The organism is Cellvibrio sp. pealriver (assembly GCF_001183545.1).
GTDB lineage: Bacteria > Pseudomonadota > Gammaproteobacteria > Pseudomonadales > Cellvibrionaceae > Cellvibrio.
Map to the genome: position 1 here is coordinate 1,480,333 of NZ_KQ236688.1, position 18,143 is coordinate 1,498,475.

Consider the following 18,143-nt stretch of genomic DNA (forward strand, 5'->3'; position numbering starts at 1 on the left):
ATGAAGGTCGTAATGATGACTATGAAACAAACCATGAAATTGATTACGGCTCTTTGCTTATCTGTCATATCGAGCTTCGCTGTAGCACAGAATGTACTGGTTGCAATTAAAACCGATTTGGGCGTTTTCGTTATTGAACTACAACCAAAAGCAGCGCCTGTGACTGTTAAAAATTTTTTAGATTATGTTGATTCCAAGTTTTACGACGGAACCATATTTCATCGTGTCGTGCCCGGATTTGTTGTACAGGGTGGAGGCATGACTTTTGATTTCGCCGAAAAGGAAACTCGCGCCCCAATCGTAAATGAATCCGTAAATGGATTGAAAAACGACTACAAAAGCGTGGCCATGGCAAGACAACAGGATCCAAATAGCGCAACCGCACAGTTTTATGTAAATTTGAACAATAACCCCGGATTAAATGCCACCGATACCAAACCTGGCTATACCGTATTCGGTAAAGTTGTGTGGGGAATGGATGTGATAGAAAAAATCGCACAGGAGCCTCGTGGAATGTTCAAAGCATTCCCGGAAGCACCTAATTATGCTGTTCGAATTTTGAGTGCTTCACGGATTGACAGCAGTGATTTCAAAACTTTAATTGAAACCCAGCAATCCCCTAAACCATCCAGTTTTAAAGATGCAGTGGTACCTGTTCAATGAGCTTCAGCAATAAAACAGCACTCAGTGTAAATTTAAATAAAATTGCATTGATCAGAAACTCGCGCCCAGGCAATTATCCTGATGTGGTTGCACATGGCGAGACGTGTATTCGGGCTGGCGCGGATGGACTTACAGTTCATCCACGGCCAGATCAGCGCCATATTCGTCCACGTGATGTATATGAGCTAAGCGAGCTAGTTAAATCTTTTCCTGGAATCGAGTTTAATATTGAAGGGAATCCTTATGCAGAAGCCATGGGCGATTTCCCCGGATTCCTCAAGTTGGTTCATGATGTTCGTCCTCATCAATGTACATTAGTGCCAGATTCGAATGATCAACTAACATCTGACCACGGTTTTAATCTTCATCTTGCAGGAAAAAAACTGCAGCCTCTTATTCGTGAGCTACACGATATTGGAGTTCGTGTCAGTTTATTTATGGATCCAGACACGGAACAAATCAGTCTTGCCAAAGAGTTGGGGGCAGATCGTATAGAGCTTTACACTGGCCCTTATGCAGAAGCTTATAAAAATAATGATGATAATTTTAACACTTTGTTTCAAGCTTATATGTCAGCCGCCATTCAGGCTCAAAAAATTGGTATAGGTCTGAACGCAGGCCATGATCTAAATTTAGAAAATCTGGCTCATTTTCGTAAGGTTCCCGGGTTGCTAGAAGTTTCAATTGGACATGCACTTACTGTAGATGCTATTGCAATGGGTCTACCTAAAGCAGTACACACTTACAAAACTATCTGCAGCTCCTAAACCTCTCTTTATTTTCTCCTGTACTCATCATGAATAAAATCCGCGAAGACAGTCCAGAGTATCTGGAAAAAAAACGATTTTTCGATTCCCTAATGACTGTTTATGGACGAAAAACCGTTCTTGAAGCACTGCAAGATAGTTCCACATTTATATATCGACTACATTTAGCCAAGAGCAATAAAACAGCATCCATCCTTGATGAAATAATAGAGCTTGCAAAAAGCAAGGGCGCAGAGATTGTTTTTCATGATCGTCAGGCGTTGTCACGCATTTCGAAAAATGCCAACCAAGATCAAGGGGTTGCAGCAGATTTACAATTACGTGGATATGCACTTTATGATGAGTTTTTAAGCAAAAGTCATTCACAAAAAAACTACACCCTGCTCGCGCTTGATGGGGTACAAAATCCCCAAAATTTGGGAATGATTATACGCTCAGCTTGTGCAGGAAACATTGATGGAATTTTGCTGCCACAAAAAGGTAATGCTCAAATTGACCCGCTTGTTATCAAAGCAAGTGCTGGCACCGTATTCCGCGCACCACTCTTACGCTGTAAAGATTTGGCGCACGCATTAATAGACTTTAAAAAAAATGGCGCGCTTGTTTGTGCGTTATCGTCTCACGCCACAAAAGAGCTAAAGAAGTTCTCTCCCGATGCCCCCTGCATCTATGTACTTGGAAATGAATCTGAAGGTATTTCTACGGAAATATTTAACCTATGCAATGAAAAAATTTGTATCCCCATGAATAATGGCGTTGAGTCTTTAAACGTTGCCGTCACTGCGGCGCTCATTGCATTCAAATAATATTTTTACCACCCAGGCCCCCATAAAAAAAGAGGAGTTAAACTCCTCTTTTTTTATGGGGTAGCTCAATTACAACTTATAACCATCCTCTTCATGCAAGCTTAAATCAAGACCTATGGTTTCTTCTTCTTTAGTAACACGTAATCCAGATGTGAAGACCCCCGTCAATTTCAGCAAAACATAAGTCACTATGGCGGTGTAAACAAATGTAACGATTACCCCCAGAAGCTGCACCCCAAGCTGCTCACTCATTGAGTTTATGCCAGCCGCAAAACCTTGTCCGCTAAATGCACCAAGCTCAGTCGAAGCAAATACACCAGCCAAGATAGTACCTAAAACACCACCTATTCCGTGCACAGGAAACACATCCAATGAATCATCAATTTTCCAGACACGCTTAACCAACTGGGTCATCACAAAACAAATAATACCGGCGGCCAAACCAATTATTAATGCACCACCAGGGCCAACATAGCCAGACGCGGGGGTAATTGTCCCCAGGCCTGCAACCATTCCGGTAACAATGCCCAAAACGCTTGGTTTTCTAAAGCGCATCCATTCAATAGCCATCCACGCCAAAGCTCCTGCAGCAGCAGAAATGTGTGTTACAAGCATCGCCATGGCAGCATTACCATTAGCAGCCAAGGCGCTACCTGCATTGAATCCGAACCAACCCACCCAGAGCATCCCTGCGCCAGTGACAGTCATTGTCATGTTGTGTGGAGGCATTGCCGTTGTCGGAAACCCATTACGCTTACCAAGCACAATTGCCGCCACCAATGCAGCAACGCCTGCCGTAATATGCACTACAGTACCACCAGCAAAGTCCAATAAACCTTTTTCAAATAACCATCCGGATCCAGCCCAAACCCAATGGCACACAGGAATATAAACAGCAAATAACCATAACGCCGAAAAAATTAACATGGACGAGAATTTCATACGCTCAGCAAAAGCGCCCACAATTAATGCAGGAGTAATGATGGCAAACGTCATTTGATACATCGCGTGTAGACTTAAAGGAATGTCACCTGCAAGAGCATCTTCAGAGATACTCGCCATAAAAACCATACTAAAATCGCCGATCCATGCATTACCGGTACCGAAGGCCAAACTATACCCAGCAATAAGCCAAAGTAACGAAACCAAACAAGCAATTGCGAAGCACTGCATCAACACCGACAGAATATTTTTAACGCGAACCAAGCCGCCATAGAAAAGAGCCAAACCTGGCAGAGTCATGAATAATACAAGAGCAGTAGAGGTCAATATCCAAGCTGTATTGGCAGCATTAAGTGAGGCCTCTTGGGCAAAAACACTCTGAGCTGGAATCGCCAGTATTGCGCCCAATAACATTTGAATGGGAAAATTCATCGTTTTCATAAGTACCCCGTGATGATTTTTAGATTAAATAGTGGTTGGCTCTGCTTAGCTTATTGCCTCATTTTGAATCAGAATTTGTTAATTAGCTGACAAAATTTGAAAAAGTTAAACTATCGCAGCGCTAAAATAGATCACTTTTGGGGCAAAAAAAGACAAGCAGCAACAAAAAACACAAAAGGCGCGCTAAGAAAGCAAATACCAAGCCATAAAACTTTTCTCTATATTTTTCATGCAGATATGAAAAAATGAAAACCCCCAATAAAACAATATTGCACCATTAAAAGGCGCAATCAAAATTAAATGCACCGCATAAGATCATCGCCAGACTCCAAGCGTTATTACTAATGACCTTATGCCCAATTCCTGATGGAGCCATCCTTTGACCAAATGGTTGATTCTTTTTCTCTTACCCCTGTGCTTATCTTTAGCGCTATCACGCATTGTTATTCTTTATTTGGGGGGGCGTTTATTAGATACGCCCAATATGCGCAGCTCACATGAAGAGCCAACACCCAGAGGTGGTGGAATAGCAATACTAATTAGCACACTCATAACAACTATCATTGCAGTCATTTTGGGATATTTAGAGGAACGCATTGTTTTTTGGCTAATCATTCCAATCAGCCTGATATCACTCCTTGGGATTTGTGATGATTTTTTTAATCTAAGCGTTAAATTACGTTTGCTTACGCAAATATCTATTGCCACATTCGCAGTGCTTTTTCTTATCATCACAGAACAATCTTGGAAATACCCTTCTGCACAAGACTATATAATGATTTTAGCAATGATTTTGTTCTCCACCTGGATGACAAATTTGTATAACTTTATGGATGGTATTAACGGATTAGCTGCACTAGAAGCGATAAGTGTATGTATGGGAATGATTTTTATTTATACATTCCAAGATATGCATCAAGACAGTACATATATAATGTTTATAGTAATGGCTTGTGCGTTTGGGTTTTTATTTTGGAATTTTCCAAACGCCAAATTGTTTATGGGGGACTCAGGAAGTTTATTGTTAGGTTTAAGTTTTGGCCTTCTTGTGATTGAGCACTCCCGCGAAAACTATAGCCTGACTGCTGCATGGATGATAATGCTTGCTGTATTTATTGTAGATGCAAGCTATACGCTATTTCATAGGATTATTAGTAGGCAAGCTTTTTCACAAGGCCATAGATCACATGCATATCAAAAATGCGCACGCATTTATAAATCACACACATCCATCACGTTGACAATAGTCGCCATCAATAGTCTGTGGCTGTTCCCATTAGCTGTTGCAACCAGCGCAAACATTCTTAATCCTTTAATAGGACTTTTGATCGCCTATGGGCCATTAATTTTTATTGCCAGAAAATATAATGCAGGGCATCCAGACTAATCTTCAAGCAAAGATTTAGTAAAACCATTATCCGACAGATCACCCAAATAACCTGTAGGTACTTTGAACAATAAAGACTTTACTTGGGCGGCATCCCCAACATCACAAGCAAGCGACAGCTCACGCAAAAACAGCTCCATCTCTCGCCATGAAACATATTGCTCCATTGCGCGAAAAATCCTACTGTGCTCCGTAGGTGAAACGTTATCACCAATAAGCAACTCTTCGAATAATTTTTCTCCGGGTCTTAACCCAGTGTAACTAATATCAATATCGCCATTACGGTCATCCTCATCGCGCACACTTAAACCGGAAAGATTGATCATGCGTCGAGCAAGATCGACAATTTTTACAGGCTCTCCCATATCCAATACAAAAACATCACCACCATGTCCCATTGTTCCAGCTTGAATAACCAATTGCGCGGCTTCACGGATAGTCATGAAGTAACGAATAATATCTGGATGAGTGACTGTTACAGGCCCTCCCTCTTTTATTTGCTGGCGAAAAACAGGAACCACAGAGCCAGAAGAGCCAAGCACATTGCCAAATCTAACCATAACAAAGCGGGTAGCCGTTTGTTTTTCAGCCAAGCTTTGTAAAATCAACTCAGCTAAACGCTTTGAAGCCCCCATAAGATTCGTAGGGCGAACAGCCTTATCAGTTGAAATAAGAACCAATAACTCCACGCCTGTTTTTATAGCGGCTTCCGCACAATATAGTGTTCCGAATACATTATTCTTCATTCCCTCTACACAATTATTTTCAACCAAAGGGACATGTTTATACGCAGCCGCGTGGTATACCGTTTGAACAGCATGATTACCCATAAGCGATTCAAGCAACACACTGTTTTGCACTGAACCCAGAACAGCCAGCAGCTCTACCTGATCAATGTTTTTACCTATGAGTTCACGCTCAATACTGTAAAGACTAAATTCGTTATGATCTAAAAGTATGAGTTTTTTTGGCTTAAGCTCAATAAGCTGGCGACAAAGTTCACCACCAATAGAACCGCCAGCACCCGTCACTAACACCACTTTATTAAAAACAGATCCCTCCATCAAATGAGGCATTGGTTGCACACTATCCCGCCCCAGTAAATCATCGATATCTACGTCGCGAACATTTTCAATGCGGGCTTTTCCAGAAACAATATCGGAAAATTCTGGAATTGTTTGGACATTAATATGATAGCGCTCAAGTTTTTTTATGATATCAAGCCTTACGCTATGTGAAGCTCGCCCCAGAGCTAGCAGCAACTTATTGGCACCAGTAGCTGAAATTAATTTCGGAATAGATTTTGGCGAGTAAATTTTAATGTTGGCAAGCAAAGTGCCATGTAAAAATTTATTGTCGTCAACAAATGCTACAACACGATATCCCGTATCTTGTAATGCCTGAAGCAATTGATGACCAGTGCGTCCAGCACCGTAAACAATAACAGGAATAGCTTCTTTTGCAGGTAGTGCACCAAGCATTAAAATAATCTGTCTGACCAGCAATCTTGGCCCACCAATCAAAAAAATCATCAGTGCAATATAGATAAAAGGAACAGAGCGAGGGATTTTTGAGTAAGTCATGAAACCCGAGACTGCTAATGCAGCACCAGATAAAAACACACACAAAACAATAGTAACAATTGCAGGTTGGGTCATATATCTAAGGATTGCCCGATACATTCCCAATCGAATAAAAACAAACAAACTTGTAAATATCGTAATAGCTACTGCAGCAAGCTCTTTGCCGGTAATAACAATATCAAATGTCCCTAAGCGCAGACAAATCGATAGATATACACCAATAGTTATCGCCAAAGCATCGTACGCAAGAGAGATGAATCGTTTTGTGGGACGAGAGGCTTCAAATAATCTTCTGAACATAAGCAGCAACTCAAGCGAGGCACACAAAACGAAAAAACTATATTAGGAGGGGATTTACAGTATGAAAGGAAATAACTTTATTCGATCTTCTGTGTATATATATGGACAAAAAACTTCCAATCACGGTTTCGTAATACTCTCATTAACGCGATCACGCATTTCCTTACCAGGCTTAAAGTGAGGAACATATTTTCCCTCAAGCACGACAGCATCTCCGGTTTTTGGATTTCTACCCGTTCTTGGAGCACGATAATGCAATGAAAAACTTCCGAAGCCACGGATTTCTATTCGCTCACCAGCAGCAAGGATATCAGACATATAATCAAGCAATAACTTGACCGACATTTCGACATCTTTGATAGTCAACTGATTTTGTTTTTCGGTAATGTATTCAATCAATTCTGACTTTGTCATAACCTGCTCTCTGTTATTTAAAAACGTTCAAGCAAAACAACCAAATAACTACTACAAAAACTTATGCAAAGAAGAAAACACAACATTATAGAATTAGTGAGTCTGTGGCCGGATTTTTTCCGACCACAGACGATACAAAGTAAAATTATTCTTTACTTTGCATTTGAGCCTTAATCAGATCGCCCAAAGTTGTTGGTGATGCTTGATCAGACTGTTTTGCTGAAAGCTCTTTAATTGCAGCCTTTTCATCTTCCACATCTTTAGATTTAACTGACAAACTAATGCTACGATTCTTGCGATCTACTGCAATAATTTTAGCTTCAACTTCATCACCCACTTTAAGCAAGTTACGAGCATCTTCAACTTTCTCACGACTCAGCTCAGATGCTTTAAGTACAGCTTCAACATCATCAGCCAAAGTGATCACTGCAGCCTTAGCTTCAACTTCCTTAACAATACCTTTAACAACTGCACCTTTGTCATTTACAGAAACATATTCTGAGAATGGATCAGTTTCAAGTTGCTTGATACCGAGAGAAATACGCTCGCGCTCTGGATCGATTGCCAATACAACAGTTTCCAGCTCATCGCCTTTCTTATACTTGCGAACAGCTTCTTCGCCAGCTTCGTGCCAAGAGATGTCTGACAAATGAACCAGACCATCAATGCCACCGTCCAAACCGATGAAAATACCGAAGTCAGTGATTGACTTGATTTTACCGCTGATCTTGTCGCCTTTCGCGCAAGTGCGAGCAAATGCATCCCATGGATTCTCTTGACATTGTTTCAAGCCGAGAGAGATACGACGGCGCTCTTCGTCAATATCCAGAACCATAACTTCGATTTCATCGCCCAACTGAACCACTTTGGATGGGTGAATGTTCTTGTTAGTCCAATCCATTTCAGAAACGTGGATCAAACCTTCAACACCCTCTTCCAGCTCAGCGAAGCAACCGTAATCGGTAAGGTTGGTTACTTTAGCTTTAACTCGAGCACCCTCTGGATAACGCTTGGTGATAGCCAACCATGGGTCTTCACCCAATTGCTTCAGACCAAGGGATACACGGTTACGCTCACGGTCAAACTTCAATACTTTAACGTCGATTTCATCACCAACATTTACAATCTCGCCTGGATGCTTGATACGCTTCCACGCCATATCGGTAATGTGCAGCAGACCATCTACGCCGCCCAGGTCAACGAAAGCACCGTAATCGGTAAGGTTCTTAACAATACCTTTAACCGCCTGACCTTCTTGCAGGGTAGCCAACAGCTCATCACGCTCAACAGAGTTAGCTTGTTCCAATACCGCACGGCGAGAGACAACAACGTTGTTACGCTTTTGGTCCAATTTGATTACTTTGAACTCCAGCTCTTTACCTTCAAGGTGAGTTGTTTCGCGCACAGGGCGAACATCTACCAAAGAGCCAGGAAGGAAGGCACGGATACCAGCAACATCAACGGTGAAACCACCCTTGACCTTACCATTGATAACACCTTTGATGACTTCTTCAGCAACGTGAGCTGCTTCGAGGATTTTCCAAGCTTCAGCGCGCTTGGCTTTCTCGCGGGACAGTTTGGTCTCACCGAAACCATCTTCCACACTTTCCAATGCTACCTGGACTTCGTCGCCGATCTGGAGATTCAACTCACCCAGTTCGTTACGGAATTGTTCTGCGGGAATAACACCTTCAGATTTCAAGCCAGCGTGGACAGTAACCCAATCCTTATCAATGTCGATAACTACGCCAGTAACGATAGTACCCGGAACCATATCAACGGTTTTCAGGCTTTCTTCAAATAACTCAGCAAAACTTTCAGTCATACTCATGGTGATACCTATAAAAGAGCTCAATCATAAAAATGATTGGCCTGTGCCGCATGGCCAGTCATACGGGTCAGTTAATGTAAGACGAGGTTCCCTCAGGCTGGGTGTTGTAACCATCGCCACTGCTGAATATGCACAAATGGTAAGATATTAGCAGGTGCGCAAGGGTATCCGAATGCCCTTTATTTTTCAAGGGCTTAGCAATATATGCTACACCATGCAAATGATGAAAATTGTCAGAAATATAGTAGAGAATGAGGGCATTAACGCTCAAATGCCCTCATTAAATCAATTACTTACAACACTCAAACCACGCCCTACTGCATAATACTGGAAGCCCAAGTTATGCATTCGGTCAGGTTCATAGAGGTTACGACCATCAAAGACAACCGGGTTTTTGAGTGCAGCCTTGAGCAAATCGAAATTAGGCGCTCTAAAATTTTTCCATTCTGTGCAAATAATTAGGCCGTCAGCCCTCTCCAACGCAGCCTCTTTTGTACCAACGAGTTTAAGATCATCTCTCATACCATATATGTGCTGTGTTTCTTCCATTGCCACCGGATCAAACGCTTGCACTTTAGCGCCAGCAGCCCATAGTGATTCCATTAAAGTTCTACTGGGAGCTTCTCGCATATCATCAGTGTTGGGCTTGAACGCCAACCCCCACAAAGCAAACACCTTTCCTCCCAAATCACCGCCAAAATGCCGCTCGATGTAACTAAACAATTTATGCTTCTGTGCTTGGTTGACTCGATCTACCGCTTCCATCAGACCTGCGTTGTAATCGACGTTTTGTGCAATATTAATCAGCGCTTTGACATCTTTTGGAAAACAAGAGCCTCCGTAACCACACCCGGGATAAATGAAATGATACCCAATACGCGGATCAGCACCGATACCATTCCGAACCCTCTCAATATCAGCGCCTAACAGCTCGGCTAAATTAGCCATTTCATTGATAAAACTGATTTTAGTTGCAAGCATTGCGTTAGCTGCATATTTGGTTAGTTCTGCAGAGCGGACATCCATAAAAATCATACGGTCATGGCTTCGATTGAAAGGAGCATAAAGCTCTCGCAGCAACTGCTCCGCCCTTTCACTATCGGTACCAACGACTATACGATCCGGCTTCATAAAATCATTAACAGCGGCACCCTCCTTTAAAAACTCCGGATTAGAAACCACATCAAATGCGATATTCACATCCCTCGCCTTGAGCTCTTTAGAAAGGGCATCCCGCACAATTTCAGCAGTACCGATCGGTACGGTTGATTTATTAACAATAACTCGATAATCAGTTATTCGTTGGCCGATAGTTTTTGCAACTGCAACCACATACTGAAGATCAGCCGAACCATCTTCACCCGATGGGGTTCCGACAGCAATAAATTGCAGCTCACCATGCTGAACCGCTTTATCCATATTAGTCGTAAAATTTAGAAGTCCATTCTGCACAGCCTGCTTAACAATCGATTCCAATCCCGGTTCATATATTGGAATTATACCTACATTAAGGTTATCCACTTTTCTCTGGTCAATGTCTACGCACAACACATCATGCCCTACATCAGCCAAACAAGCGCCGGTTACCAAACCAACATAGCCAGTCCCAAATACAGTAACTTTCATTAGAAACTCCCTAGCCTTTTAAAATATTTAAGAGCGCCCATAACTGTCTTCATAGCGAACAACATCGTCTTCCAGTAGATACGGCCCTGACTGAACCTCAATTATTTCTAAGGGTATTTTCCCCGGATTACTTAATCTATGTTTTGTGCCAACAGGGATATAAGTGGACTCATTTTCTGAGAGCAAAATAGTTTCATCGCCTTTTTGAACCAAAGCAGTTCCTTTTACCACAATCCAGTGCTCTGCCCTATGGTGATGAATTTGTAATGACAAGCTCCCACCAGGTTTTACCCTTATCCGATTGACCTGATATCGATCACCAGAATCGATCGCATCATAACAACCCCAAGGTCGATAAATTTCTCGGTGCTGCAAATGCTCGGAACGATTTTGTTTTTCTATTTGAGTGATAATAGACTTTACCTGCTGAGCCTGAGATTTATCAGCGACTAACACTGCATCAGGCGTGTTAATAATCATTAAATTATTAACACCCAAAGTGGCCACCAATTTATCTTGAGAAAAGACCAAGGTATTAGTTGAGTTGATATCAATACTATCCCCAATTAAACTATTTCCTGCATCATCTTTATCCGAAAGATCCCAGAATGACTTCCAATCACCTACATCACTCCAACCAGCAGCCAGAGGAACACAAACGACATTTTTACTTTTTTCCATCAAAGCATAATCAATGGAAATATTCGGCGCATGAGCAAAAGACTCTTTATCAACTCGGATAAAATCCAAATCCTGAACAGCCCAAACCTTAGCTTGCTCTGCAGCAACTACAACGTCGGGACTTTGAGCTTGCAGCTCTTGTAAAAACACATTTGTTTGAAATACAAACATGCCGCTATTCCAATAATAACAACCCTCTGAGAGATATTTTTCTGCAGTTGTTAAGTCCGGCTTCTCCACAAACTGAGCCACCGGAAAGAAGTCACCGGAACTAGAAACGTTATCTGTTTTAATATACCCATAGCCTGTCTCTGGCCTGGTGGGCATCACACCAAAAGTTGCGAGGCACCCAAGATTTGCAGCTTCTATTGCCTTCGATAAAGCAATTTGGAAAACGTCAACATCTTTAATCATGTGATCAGCAGATAACACCAGCAGAATGGGATTATCTCCTACTGCGCGCGCATGAATTGCCGCAAGAGCAAGAGCCGGAGCCGTATTACGAGCTATCGGTTCCAAAATAATAGATGACTTTTTTTGCCCAATTTCATGCAATTGTTCGGCAACCATGAATCTATGCTCTTCATTGCAAACAACAATTGGAGGAGCCAGATTGGGGACACCATGAAGACGCAATAGAGTCTGCTGCAACATCGTTTTATCGCCAAACAGCTTTAATAGCTGTTTAGGATAATGCTTGCGAGACAAAGGCCAAAGGCGAGTCCCCGAACCACCAGCCAATATTACTGGAATAATCAATTACTACTCCTTATGAAAGTGTGAATTCCGAAACTACCGAAACAGACGAGCATATAAGACTTTATTGCATCCAATCCAGAAGATTGGAATCTATTGGATTAGCGCGCATCCATAAATGCCTTGAAAGCTTTACCTATCTCTGGATGCCGCTCGCCATAAATAACATTTGCCATTAAATATCCAATTTTCGTTCCACAATCGTGACTACGACCAACTAATTGATATGCTTCAACTACTTCTTGAGCAAGCAATGCATCAAGCGCATCCGTTAGTTGTATCTCACCACCAGCACCAGGCATAGTTTTAGCTAACAAATCCCATACCGTCTTTGACAAAACATAACGTCCAACGATAGCCATATTCGAAGGAGCCTCATCTACAGGAGGTTTTTCTACCATTGCATTAATTTTGGCTGTTTTCCCAACTGGAATTTCCACGCCTGCACAATCCACAACACCGTATTTATCGACTTGCTCTTGTGGAACCTGTTCAACCAAAATTTGACTATTTCCGGTTTCTTCAAATCGTTTTGTCATTCCTGCAAGATTCTCTTGTCGCAGATTGCACTCAGCATTATCAACAATCACATCGGGGAGCAATACTGCAAATGGCTCATCACCCACAACAGATTTTGCACAAAGAATGGCATGCCCCAAACCTTTTGCTTCAGCTTGGCGCACAGAAATCACAGTTAGACCAGAAGGTGTTATAGATCGCACCTCCGCAAGTAATGAGCGCTTTAACCGGGATTCAAGTTGAGCCTCCAGCTCAAAACTGGTATCGAAATGATTTTCAATTGCGTTTTTACTGGCATGCGTCACCAAAACAATTTCTTTAATGCCAGCGGCTGCAGCTTCTTCAATTACATATTGAATTAGAGGCTTATCGACAACAGGGAGCATTTCTTTGGGAATCGCTTTAGTTGCAGGGAGCATACGAGTTCCAAGACCCGCAACCGGAATAACTGCTTTTTTAACTTGCATAATTACACCTTTAAAGTTTTTATTTTAGCTATTGAGTAACGTCAAAATTTCTTTTGTTTTTTGGCTCAACAAATCCGGACTATTGCGACTCTCTAAATTTAAACGAACTACCGGCTCGGTATTGGACATTCGTAAATTAAACCGCCACTCGTCGAACTCAAGACTGATTCCGTCAGTTTTATCAATTGCTTTTGCAAAATTTACATACCGATCAAAAACCTTATCAATCGCTGTTTTTGGGTCGGCTACATGACTATTAATTTCACCCGGAGACGGAAATTTAGCGATTCGGTCTTCAAGCAAACGAGACAATTTTTCTTGCTTTCTGGAAAGCAACTCACAAACTAATAGCCAAGGAATCATTCCGCTATCACAGTAAAAAAAATCTCTGAAGTAATGATGCGCACTCATCTCACCGCCATAGACAGCATCCTCTTCACGCATACGCTCCTTAATAAAAGCGTGCCCAGTTTTTGACTGTATCGCATAACCACCATTTTTTTGCGCGATATCTAAAGTATTCCACGTCAAACGCGGGTCATGAATAATTTTAGCCCCGGGATTTTTTAACAAAAACGCTTCAGCCAAAAGCCCTACGATATAATACCCTTCCGTGAAAGCTCCAGTTTCATCAAACAAGAAGCAACGATCAAAATCTCCATCCCATGCAATACCCATATCTGCCTTATGAGCAATAACTGCCTCTGTCGTAGAGGCACGATTTTCAACTAGCAACGGATTGGGAATACCATTTGGAAACGAGCCATCCGGCTCGTGGTTGATTTTAATAAATTCAAATGGAAGATGCTTTTCTATTGCATCGATAACATGACCAGCGGCACCATTGCCGGCATTCACAACCAACTTCAGAGGTTTTAATTGAGAAACATCAACATAAGAAACCAAGTGTTGCACATACGCTTCAAGAATATTCACTTCACGAATACTACCGCGAGAAGAAAAATTCACAGGAGAAAAATTATTTTCTTCTGCCAAACGCTTAATATCGTTTAACCCAGTGTCTCCGCTGATAGGTTTGGAGTTTGCTCGCACCAGCTTCATTCCGTTGTAATCAATAGGGTTATGACTTGCTGTTATCTCTATCCCTCCATCTGTTTTTAGATGGCTGGTAGCAAAATAAATCTCCTCCGTTCCTGTCATACCAATATCAATAACATCAACCCCTTCGTCTCGCAAACCATTACTTAAAGCAACTTTCAACGCTTTGCTTGTCAGGCGTACATCTCCACCCACGACTACACTCTTAGGTTGTAAAAATTGCGCATAAGCCCGGCCAATTCTATAAGCAACATCTTCATTGAGTTCGTCTCCCAATTTTCCGCGAATATCATAGGCTTTAAAGCAAGTTAGAGTCATACTGTAATCCCATCTTGTGTTGATAATAACGTTTAGCCCGATGTTCTCGTGTTTAATTATGTTGTTATCTATAACGCTAATGAACCTAGCGGATTTTCCTTACCATTTTTTGACAAACTCTTTGTTTAGTTGATAGCGGCCAACATACGGGAAAACACCTCTTCAATGCTCATGGTGGTACTATCAATTATTATCGCTGAATCGGCAGGCTTTAAAGGAGAAACCACTCTCGTCGAATCACGTTGATCTCGCTCACGAATATCTTTAATTAGCTCAGCAATATCAACCGATATTCCCTTGGCCAATAATTGCTTGCAGCGGCGCTCAGCGCGCGCTTCCGCACTTGCGGTCAAGAACAATTTCGTCTGCGCCTCAGGAAAAACAGTGGTTCCCATATCACGCCCATCCGCAACAAGGCCTGGCGCGATAGCAAATGCGCGCTGGCGCTCCAACAATGCAGCTCTTACCTCAGGATAAGCAGCTATTTGGGATGCTCCCATACTGACTGACTCAGCACGTATTGCATCTGTAACTTCTACTCCCTCTAGCAAAATTCGCGCCGACTCGCTCTCATCGAGGCTAAATTTTACATCCAGACCCATTGCAACCTGAGTTACCGCTAATTCATTCGATAAGTCTATATTTTTTTTTATCGCCGCCAGTGCAACAAGGCGGTAAAGCGCACCACTATCCAGCAAATGGTACCCAAGATGCCGAGCAAGCATCTGACTAAGAGTGCCTTTACCTGAGCCACTTGGACCATCGATTGTGATAACGACTGGTACAGGTTTTTTCATAACAATAACCTTACTTATTAATAGCTCATGGCATCAAACAAGGGATTGAAGAATGGATTGGCATGTAGCGACAGGATCCAGAGATTGGGTAATAGGACGCCCAATTACCAGGTAACTACTCCCTGCAGCGATAGCAGCAGCAGGCGTTAATGTGCGGCGCTGATCGTCAGCAACAGAAGACTCTAATCGAATCCCGGGCGTCACCAAACAAAAGTCATTACCGAACTCTGCCCGCATCAACCTTGCCTCCTGCGCAGAGCAGACAATTCCATCAAGACCACATGAATAGGTCAATTTTGCCAAACGCATCACCTGCTCATCAGGATTCTGATTAATGCCTACAGCAGATAAATCGATTGCTTCCATACTGGTTAACACTGTAACTGCGATCAATAAAGGACGGTTACCTGTTGATTGCTCTAAAGCATTACGGGCAGCAAGCATCATGCGCTCGCCGCCTGACGCATGTACGTTAACCATCCAAACCCCCAATTCAGCTGCCGCTTTTATTGCTTTACTTGTTGTATTAGGGATATCGTGAAACTTCAGATCAAGAAAAATTTCAAATCCTAGCCCCATTAATTGCTCAACAATTTTTGGGCCGCACGCGGTGAAAAGCTCCTTACCTACCTTTAAACGACAATACCGAGGAGATAAGCGTTTTGCCATCAGAAGACATTGCTCAGCGTTATCAAAGTCCATAGCAACAACAATACGGGGATCCAAGGTGGACATTTATTGACCTCACAAAAAAGAAAGCCCGGGTCATTAAACCCAGGCTCTCATTAAAACAAAAATCCTCATAAAATTCATTCGTTGGCACCATCCTAAGGCACCAACACTTGCTTAAATACGGATATTTTCACGATTTGCAGCTAAAGTCGCCTCGCCAATCCCTTTAACCTCCAACAATTGCTCTACCGACTTGAAGTCACCATTTGCCTTGCGCCATGCCACAATTGCTTCCGCCTTCTTCTCTCCAACCCCTTTAAGCTTGGTCAGCTCTTGAACGTCAGCAGTATTAATATTCACCGCTGATTGAGGGATTACTACTGCTTCTTTAGCAGTTGACTCTTTTACTACAGAAGGCTCTGCAGCGAACGCGAGCGAGAACGAACCAAAAGACAACATAACAATAGAAAATAATGCGAGAACGTACTTCATTTATAACTCCTTAAAAATGTTAGATAAGCACACACAAGTCCAGTGCATGCCCAAGCATCTTAAAAGGAGAGCATCAGTATCAAACAGGAGAGAATTGCTATGTTTGATGTGCGATATTACTTACAAAAAAATGCGCCAAAAAAAAGCCCCGATGATTTCGGGGCTTTTAAATTACTTACTCAATAGTATTTTGAGATCCACTGCATTCCAGTGCGGGAAATGTTTTCTTATCAATGCATTTAACTCTATTTCAAACTCACTGTAATTATTAGGCAGATTGGAAGCCTTGGTATCCAATTGCTCAATAACCATACCTGCACCAACCGTAATATTAGTCAATCTATCAATTACAATAAAAGCACCAGTAGCACGGTTATGGCTGTACTGATCCGCAACAACAGGCTGAGTCAGTAATAAATCAACAACGGCAATATCATTTAATTGCAGCTGATTTACCGTAGAGTGCTCTTGTGTATTTACATCGATACGATAATCAATTTTTTCAAAGGCACCACTCACCAATTTACTGGCAAACTTAAATAAATATTCACTGCCTGCGTGCACCGCTTTTTCTGCCATCCATACAACATGCGCTTTCAGGTGATTAGATTGAGGCACAGCATCTTTAGCAAGTACAAGCACATCTCCGCGACTAACATCAACTTCGGATGTTAATGTGAGTGTAATTGCTTGGCCCGTAAATGCTTCTTGCAATTCACCATCATAAGTCACAATTGATTTTACATGGCTAGTTTTGCCCGATGGCAATACCCGAACCTCATCACCAACCTTTACAACTCCCGATGCAACATTTCCACAAAAACCACGAAAATCAAGATTTGGACGATTCACATACTGTACGGGGAAACGAAAATCGGCAAAATTTTTGTCGCCTGAGATTGGCACAGTCTCAAAAATTTCCATCAAGGTCTGACCAGAATACCACGGCGATCGCTCTGAGCGGTTTACCACGTTATCGCCATCCAACGCCGAAATTGGAACGAACATAACATTGCTCATTCCTAACTTATCTGCGAATTGAAGATAGTCCTGCTTAATTTTTTCAAAAACAGTCTGATCAAAACCAAGTAAATCCATTTTGTTCACAGCAACAACAATATGCTTAATACCAAGTAAAGAGGCTATATAACTATGGCGACGAGTTTGAGTGACAACGCCGTAGCGAGCATCAATCAAGATAATTGCGAGATCACAGGTTGAAGCGCCTGTCGCCATGTTGCGCGTGTACTGCTCATGACCAGGGGTATCAGCAATAATAAATTTGCGCTTTGCTGTGGAAAAATAACGGTACGCAACATCGATAGTAATGCCTTGTTCGCGCTCTGCTTGAAGACCATCAACCAAGAGTGCCAAATCTATTTTTTCGCCAGTCGTGCCATGCTTAACACTATCTGAGCGGATAGCATCCAACTGATCTTCGTAAATCATTTTAGAGTCATGTAGCAGACGACCAATCAGCGTGCTTTTTCCATCATCGACACTGCCACATGTTAAAAAACGCAACAATTCTTTTTGTTCATGCTGAGCAAGATACGCATTAATATCTTGCGCAATTAATTCGGACTGATGACTCATAAGGTTCTCTTCACAATCAGTAAAAT

16 protein-coding genes are annotated in these 18,143 nt (G+C 42.1%); 4 read left to right on the forward strand and 12 right to left on the reverse strand.

Going from position 1 to position 18,143, the window contains the following annotated elements:
- The first annotated feature begins 12 nt into the window (after window positions 1-12).
- The 3 genes from VC28_RS06225 to rlmB are packed head-to-tail and all read left to right on the forward strand — an operon-like array spanning window position 13 to window position 2,236.
- Entirely contained in the window at window positions 13-663 is a 651-nt protein-coding gene (locus tag VC28_RS06225; RefSeq protein ID WP_049632211.1) for a peptidylprolyl isomerase, read from the forward strand.
- The gene (locus VC28_RS06230) at window positions 660-1,430 is read left to right on the forward strand and encodes a pyridoxine 5'-phosphate synthase (protein WP_049629886.1); all 771 of its coding nucleotides are present in this window, start codon (window positions 660-662) and stop codon (window positions 1,428-1,430) included. Before VC28_RS06225 ends, VC28_RS06230 begins: the two co-directional genes overlap by 4 nt.
- Before the next feature lie 29 nt (window positions 1,431-1,459).
- Window positions 1,460-2,236 carry a 23S rRNA (guanosine(2251)-2'-O)-methyltransferase RlmB gene (gene rlmB, locus VC28_RS06235; protein ID WP_049629887.1) on the forward strand — a complete coding sequence of 259 codons (777 nt, stop codon included), beginning with the start codon at window positions 1,460-1,462 and terminating at the stop codon, window positions 2,234-2,236.
- A gap of 69 nt (window positions 2,237-2,305) precedes the next feature.
- On the opposite strand, the gene VC28_RS06240 is transcribed toward rlmB, so the two are convergent.
- A complete protein-coding gene (locus VC28_RS06240) occupies window positions 2,306-3,619 on the reverse strand; it encodes an ammonium transporter (protein ID WP_369799023.1) in 1,314 nt (437 codons plus the stop codon).
- A 379-nt stretch (window positions 3,620-3,998) separates the two neighbouring features.
- Between VC28_RS06240 and VC28_RS06245 the strand changes: the two genes are divergently transcribed.
- Complete coding sequence (locus VC28_RS06245; protein ID WP_049629888.1) at window positions 3,999-5,006, forward strand: MraY family glycosyltransferase; 1,008 nt, start codon at window positions 3,999-4,001, stop codon at window positions 5,004-5,006.
- Here VC28_RS06245 and VC28_RS06250 read toward each other — a convergent pair.
- The 11 genes from VC28_RS06250 to cysN all read right to left on the reverse strand — a co-directional run bounded on the left by VC28_RS06250 (window position 5,003) and on the right by cysN (window position 18,117).
- Window positions 5,003-6,889, reverse strand: coding sequence for a polysaccharide biosynthesis protein (locus tag VC28_RS06250; protein ID WP_049629889.1), 1,887 nt, complete (start codon window positions 6,887-6,889; stop codon window positions 5,003-5,005). The genes VC28_RS06245 and VC28_RS06250 overlap by 4 nt on opposite strands.
- Before the next feature lie 120 nt (window positions 6,890-7,009).
- Window positions 7,010-7,303, reverse strand: coding sequence for an integration host factor subunit beta (gene ihfB, locus VC28_RS06255; protein WP_049629890.1), 294 nt, complete (start codon window positions 7,301-7,303; stop codon window positions 7,010-7,012).
- A 145-nt stretch (window positions 7,304-7,448) separates the two neighbouring features.
- Entirely contained in the window at window positions 7,449-9,128 is a 1,680-nt protein-coding gene (gene rpsA, locus VC28_RS06260) for a 30S ribosomal protein S1 (RefSeq protein ID WP_049632213.1), read from the reverse strand.
- Window positions 9,129-9,419: 291 nt separating this feature from the next.
- Complete coding sequence (locus VC28_RS06265) at window positions 9,420-10,760, reverse strand: UDP-glucose dehydrogenase family protein (protein ID WP_049629891.1); 1,341 nt, start codon at window positions 10,758-10,760, stop codon at window positions 9,420-9,422.
- 27 nt (window positions 10,761-10,787) lie between these two features.
- Window positions 10,788-12,200, reverse strand: a complete 1,413-nt coding sequence (locus tag VC28_RS06270; protein WP_049629892.1) for a mannose-1-phosphate guanylyltransferase/mannose-6-phosphate isomerase — start codon at window positions 12,198-12,200, stop codon at window positions 10,788-10,790.
- Between the two features lie 98 nt (window positions 12,201-12,298).
- The gene (galU, locus tag VC28_RS06275; RefSeq protein ID WP_082191434.1) at window positions 12,299-13,183 is read right to left on the reverse strand and encodes a UTP--glucose-1-phosphate uridylyltransferase GalU; all 885 of its coding nucleotides are present in this window, start codon (window positions 13,181-13,183) and stop codon (window positions 12,299-12,301) included.
- A 24-nt stretch (window positions 13,184-13,207) separates the two neighbouring features.
- Window positions 13,208-14,560, reverse strand: a complete 1,353-nt coding sequence (locus VC28_RS06280; RefSeq protein ID WP_049629894.1) for a phosphohexomutase domain-containing protein — start codon at window positions 14,558-14,560, stop codon at window positions 13,208-13,210.
- 125 nt (window positions 14,561-14,685) lie between these two features.
- Window positions 14,686-15,357, reverse strand: a complete 672-nt coding sequence (cmk, locus tag VC28_RS06285) for a (d)CMP kinase (protein ID WP_049629895.1) — start codon at window positions 15,355-15,357, stop codon at window positions 14,686-14,688.
- Between the two features lie 33 nt (window positions 15,358-15,390).
- On the reverse strand, window positions 15,391-16,092 hold the full coding sequence (gene pyrF, locus VC28_RS06290) for an orotidine-5'-phosphate decarboxylase (RefSeq protein WP_049629896.1): 702 nt from the start codon (window positions 16,090-16,092) through the stop codon (window positions 15,391-15,393).
- Between the two features lie 111 nt (window positions 16,093-16,203).
- Complete coding sequence (locus VC28_RS19270; RefSeq protein WP_053094163.1) at window positions 16,204-16,521, reverse strand: ComEA family DNA-binding protein; 318 nt, start codon at window positions 16,519-16,521, stop codon at window positions 16,204-16,206.
- A 171-nt stretch (window positions 16,522-16,692) separates the two neighbouring features.
- A complete protein-coding gene (gene cysN, locus VC28_RS06300; protein ID WP_049629897.1) occupies window positions 16,693-18,117 on the reverse strand; it encodes a sulfate adenylyltransferase subunit CysN in 1,425 nt (474 codons plus the stop codon).
- Window positions 18,118-18,143 lie beyond the last annotated feature (26 nt).

Excerpts from the sequence above, each read along its gene's own strand:
- VC28_RS06225 (WP_049632211.1), top strand. The coding sequence starts at position 13 with ATGATGACTATGAAACAAACCATGAAATTGATTACGGCTCTTTGCTTA.
- VC28_RS06230 (WP_049629886.1), top strand. The coding sequence starts at position 660 with ATGAGCTTCAGCAATAAAACAGCACTCAGTGTAAATTTAAATAAAATT.
- rlmB (WP_049629887.1), top strand. The coding sequence starts at position 1,460 with ATGAATAAAATCCGCGAAGACAGTCCAGAGTATCTGGAAAAAAAACGA.
- VC28_RS06240 (WP_369799023.1), bottom strand. The coding sequence starts at position 3,619 with ATGAAAACGATGAATTTTCCCATTCAAATGTTATTGGGCGCAATACTG.
- VC28_RS06250 (WP_049629889.1), bottom strand. The coding sequence starts at position 6,889 with ATGTTCAGAAGATTATTTGAAGCCTCTCGTCCCACAAAACGATTCATC.
- ihfB (WP_049629890.1), bottom strand. The coding sequence starts at position 7,303 with ATGACAAAGTCAGAATTGATTGAATACATTACCGAAAAACAAAATCAG.
- rpsA (WP_049632213.1), bottom strand. The coding sequence starts at position 9,128 with ATGACTGAAAGTTTTGCTGAGTTATTTGAAGAAAGCCTGAAAACCGTT.
- VC28_RS06265 (WP_049629891.1), bottom strand. The coding sequence starts at position 10,760 with ATGAAAGTTACTGTATTTGGGACTGGCTATGTTGGTTTGGTAACCGGC.
- galU (WP_082191434.1), bottom strand. The coding sequence starts at position 13,183 with ATGCAAGTTAAAAAAGCAGTTATTCCGGTTGCGGGTCTTGGAACTCGT.
- VC28_RS06280 (WP_049629894.1), bottom strand. The coding sequence starts at position 14,560 with ATGACTCTAACTTGCTTTAAAGCCTATGATATTCGCGGAAAATTGGGA.
- cmk (WP_049629895.1), bottom strand. The coding sequence starts at position 15,357 with ATGAAAAAACCTGTACCAGTCGTTATCACAATCGATGGTCCAAGTGGC.
- pyrF (WP_049629896.1), bottom strand. The coding sequence starts at position 16,092 with ATGTCCACCTTGGATCCCCGTATTGTTGTTGCTATGGACTTTGATAAC.
- VC28_RS19270 (WP_053094163.1), bottom strand. The coding sequence starts at position 16,521 with ATGAAGTACGTTCTCGCATTATTTTCTATTGTTATGTTGTCTTTTGGT.
- cysN (WP_049629897.1), bottom strand. The coding sequence starts at position 18,117 with ATGAGTCATCAGTCCGAATTAATTGCGCAAGATATTAATGCGTATCTT.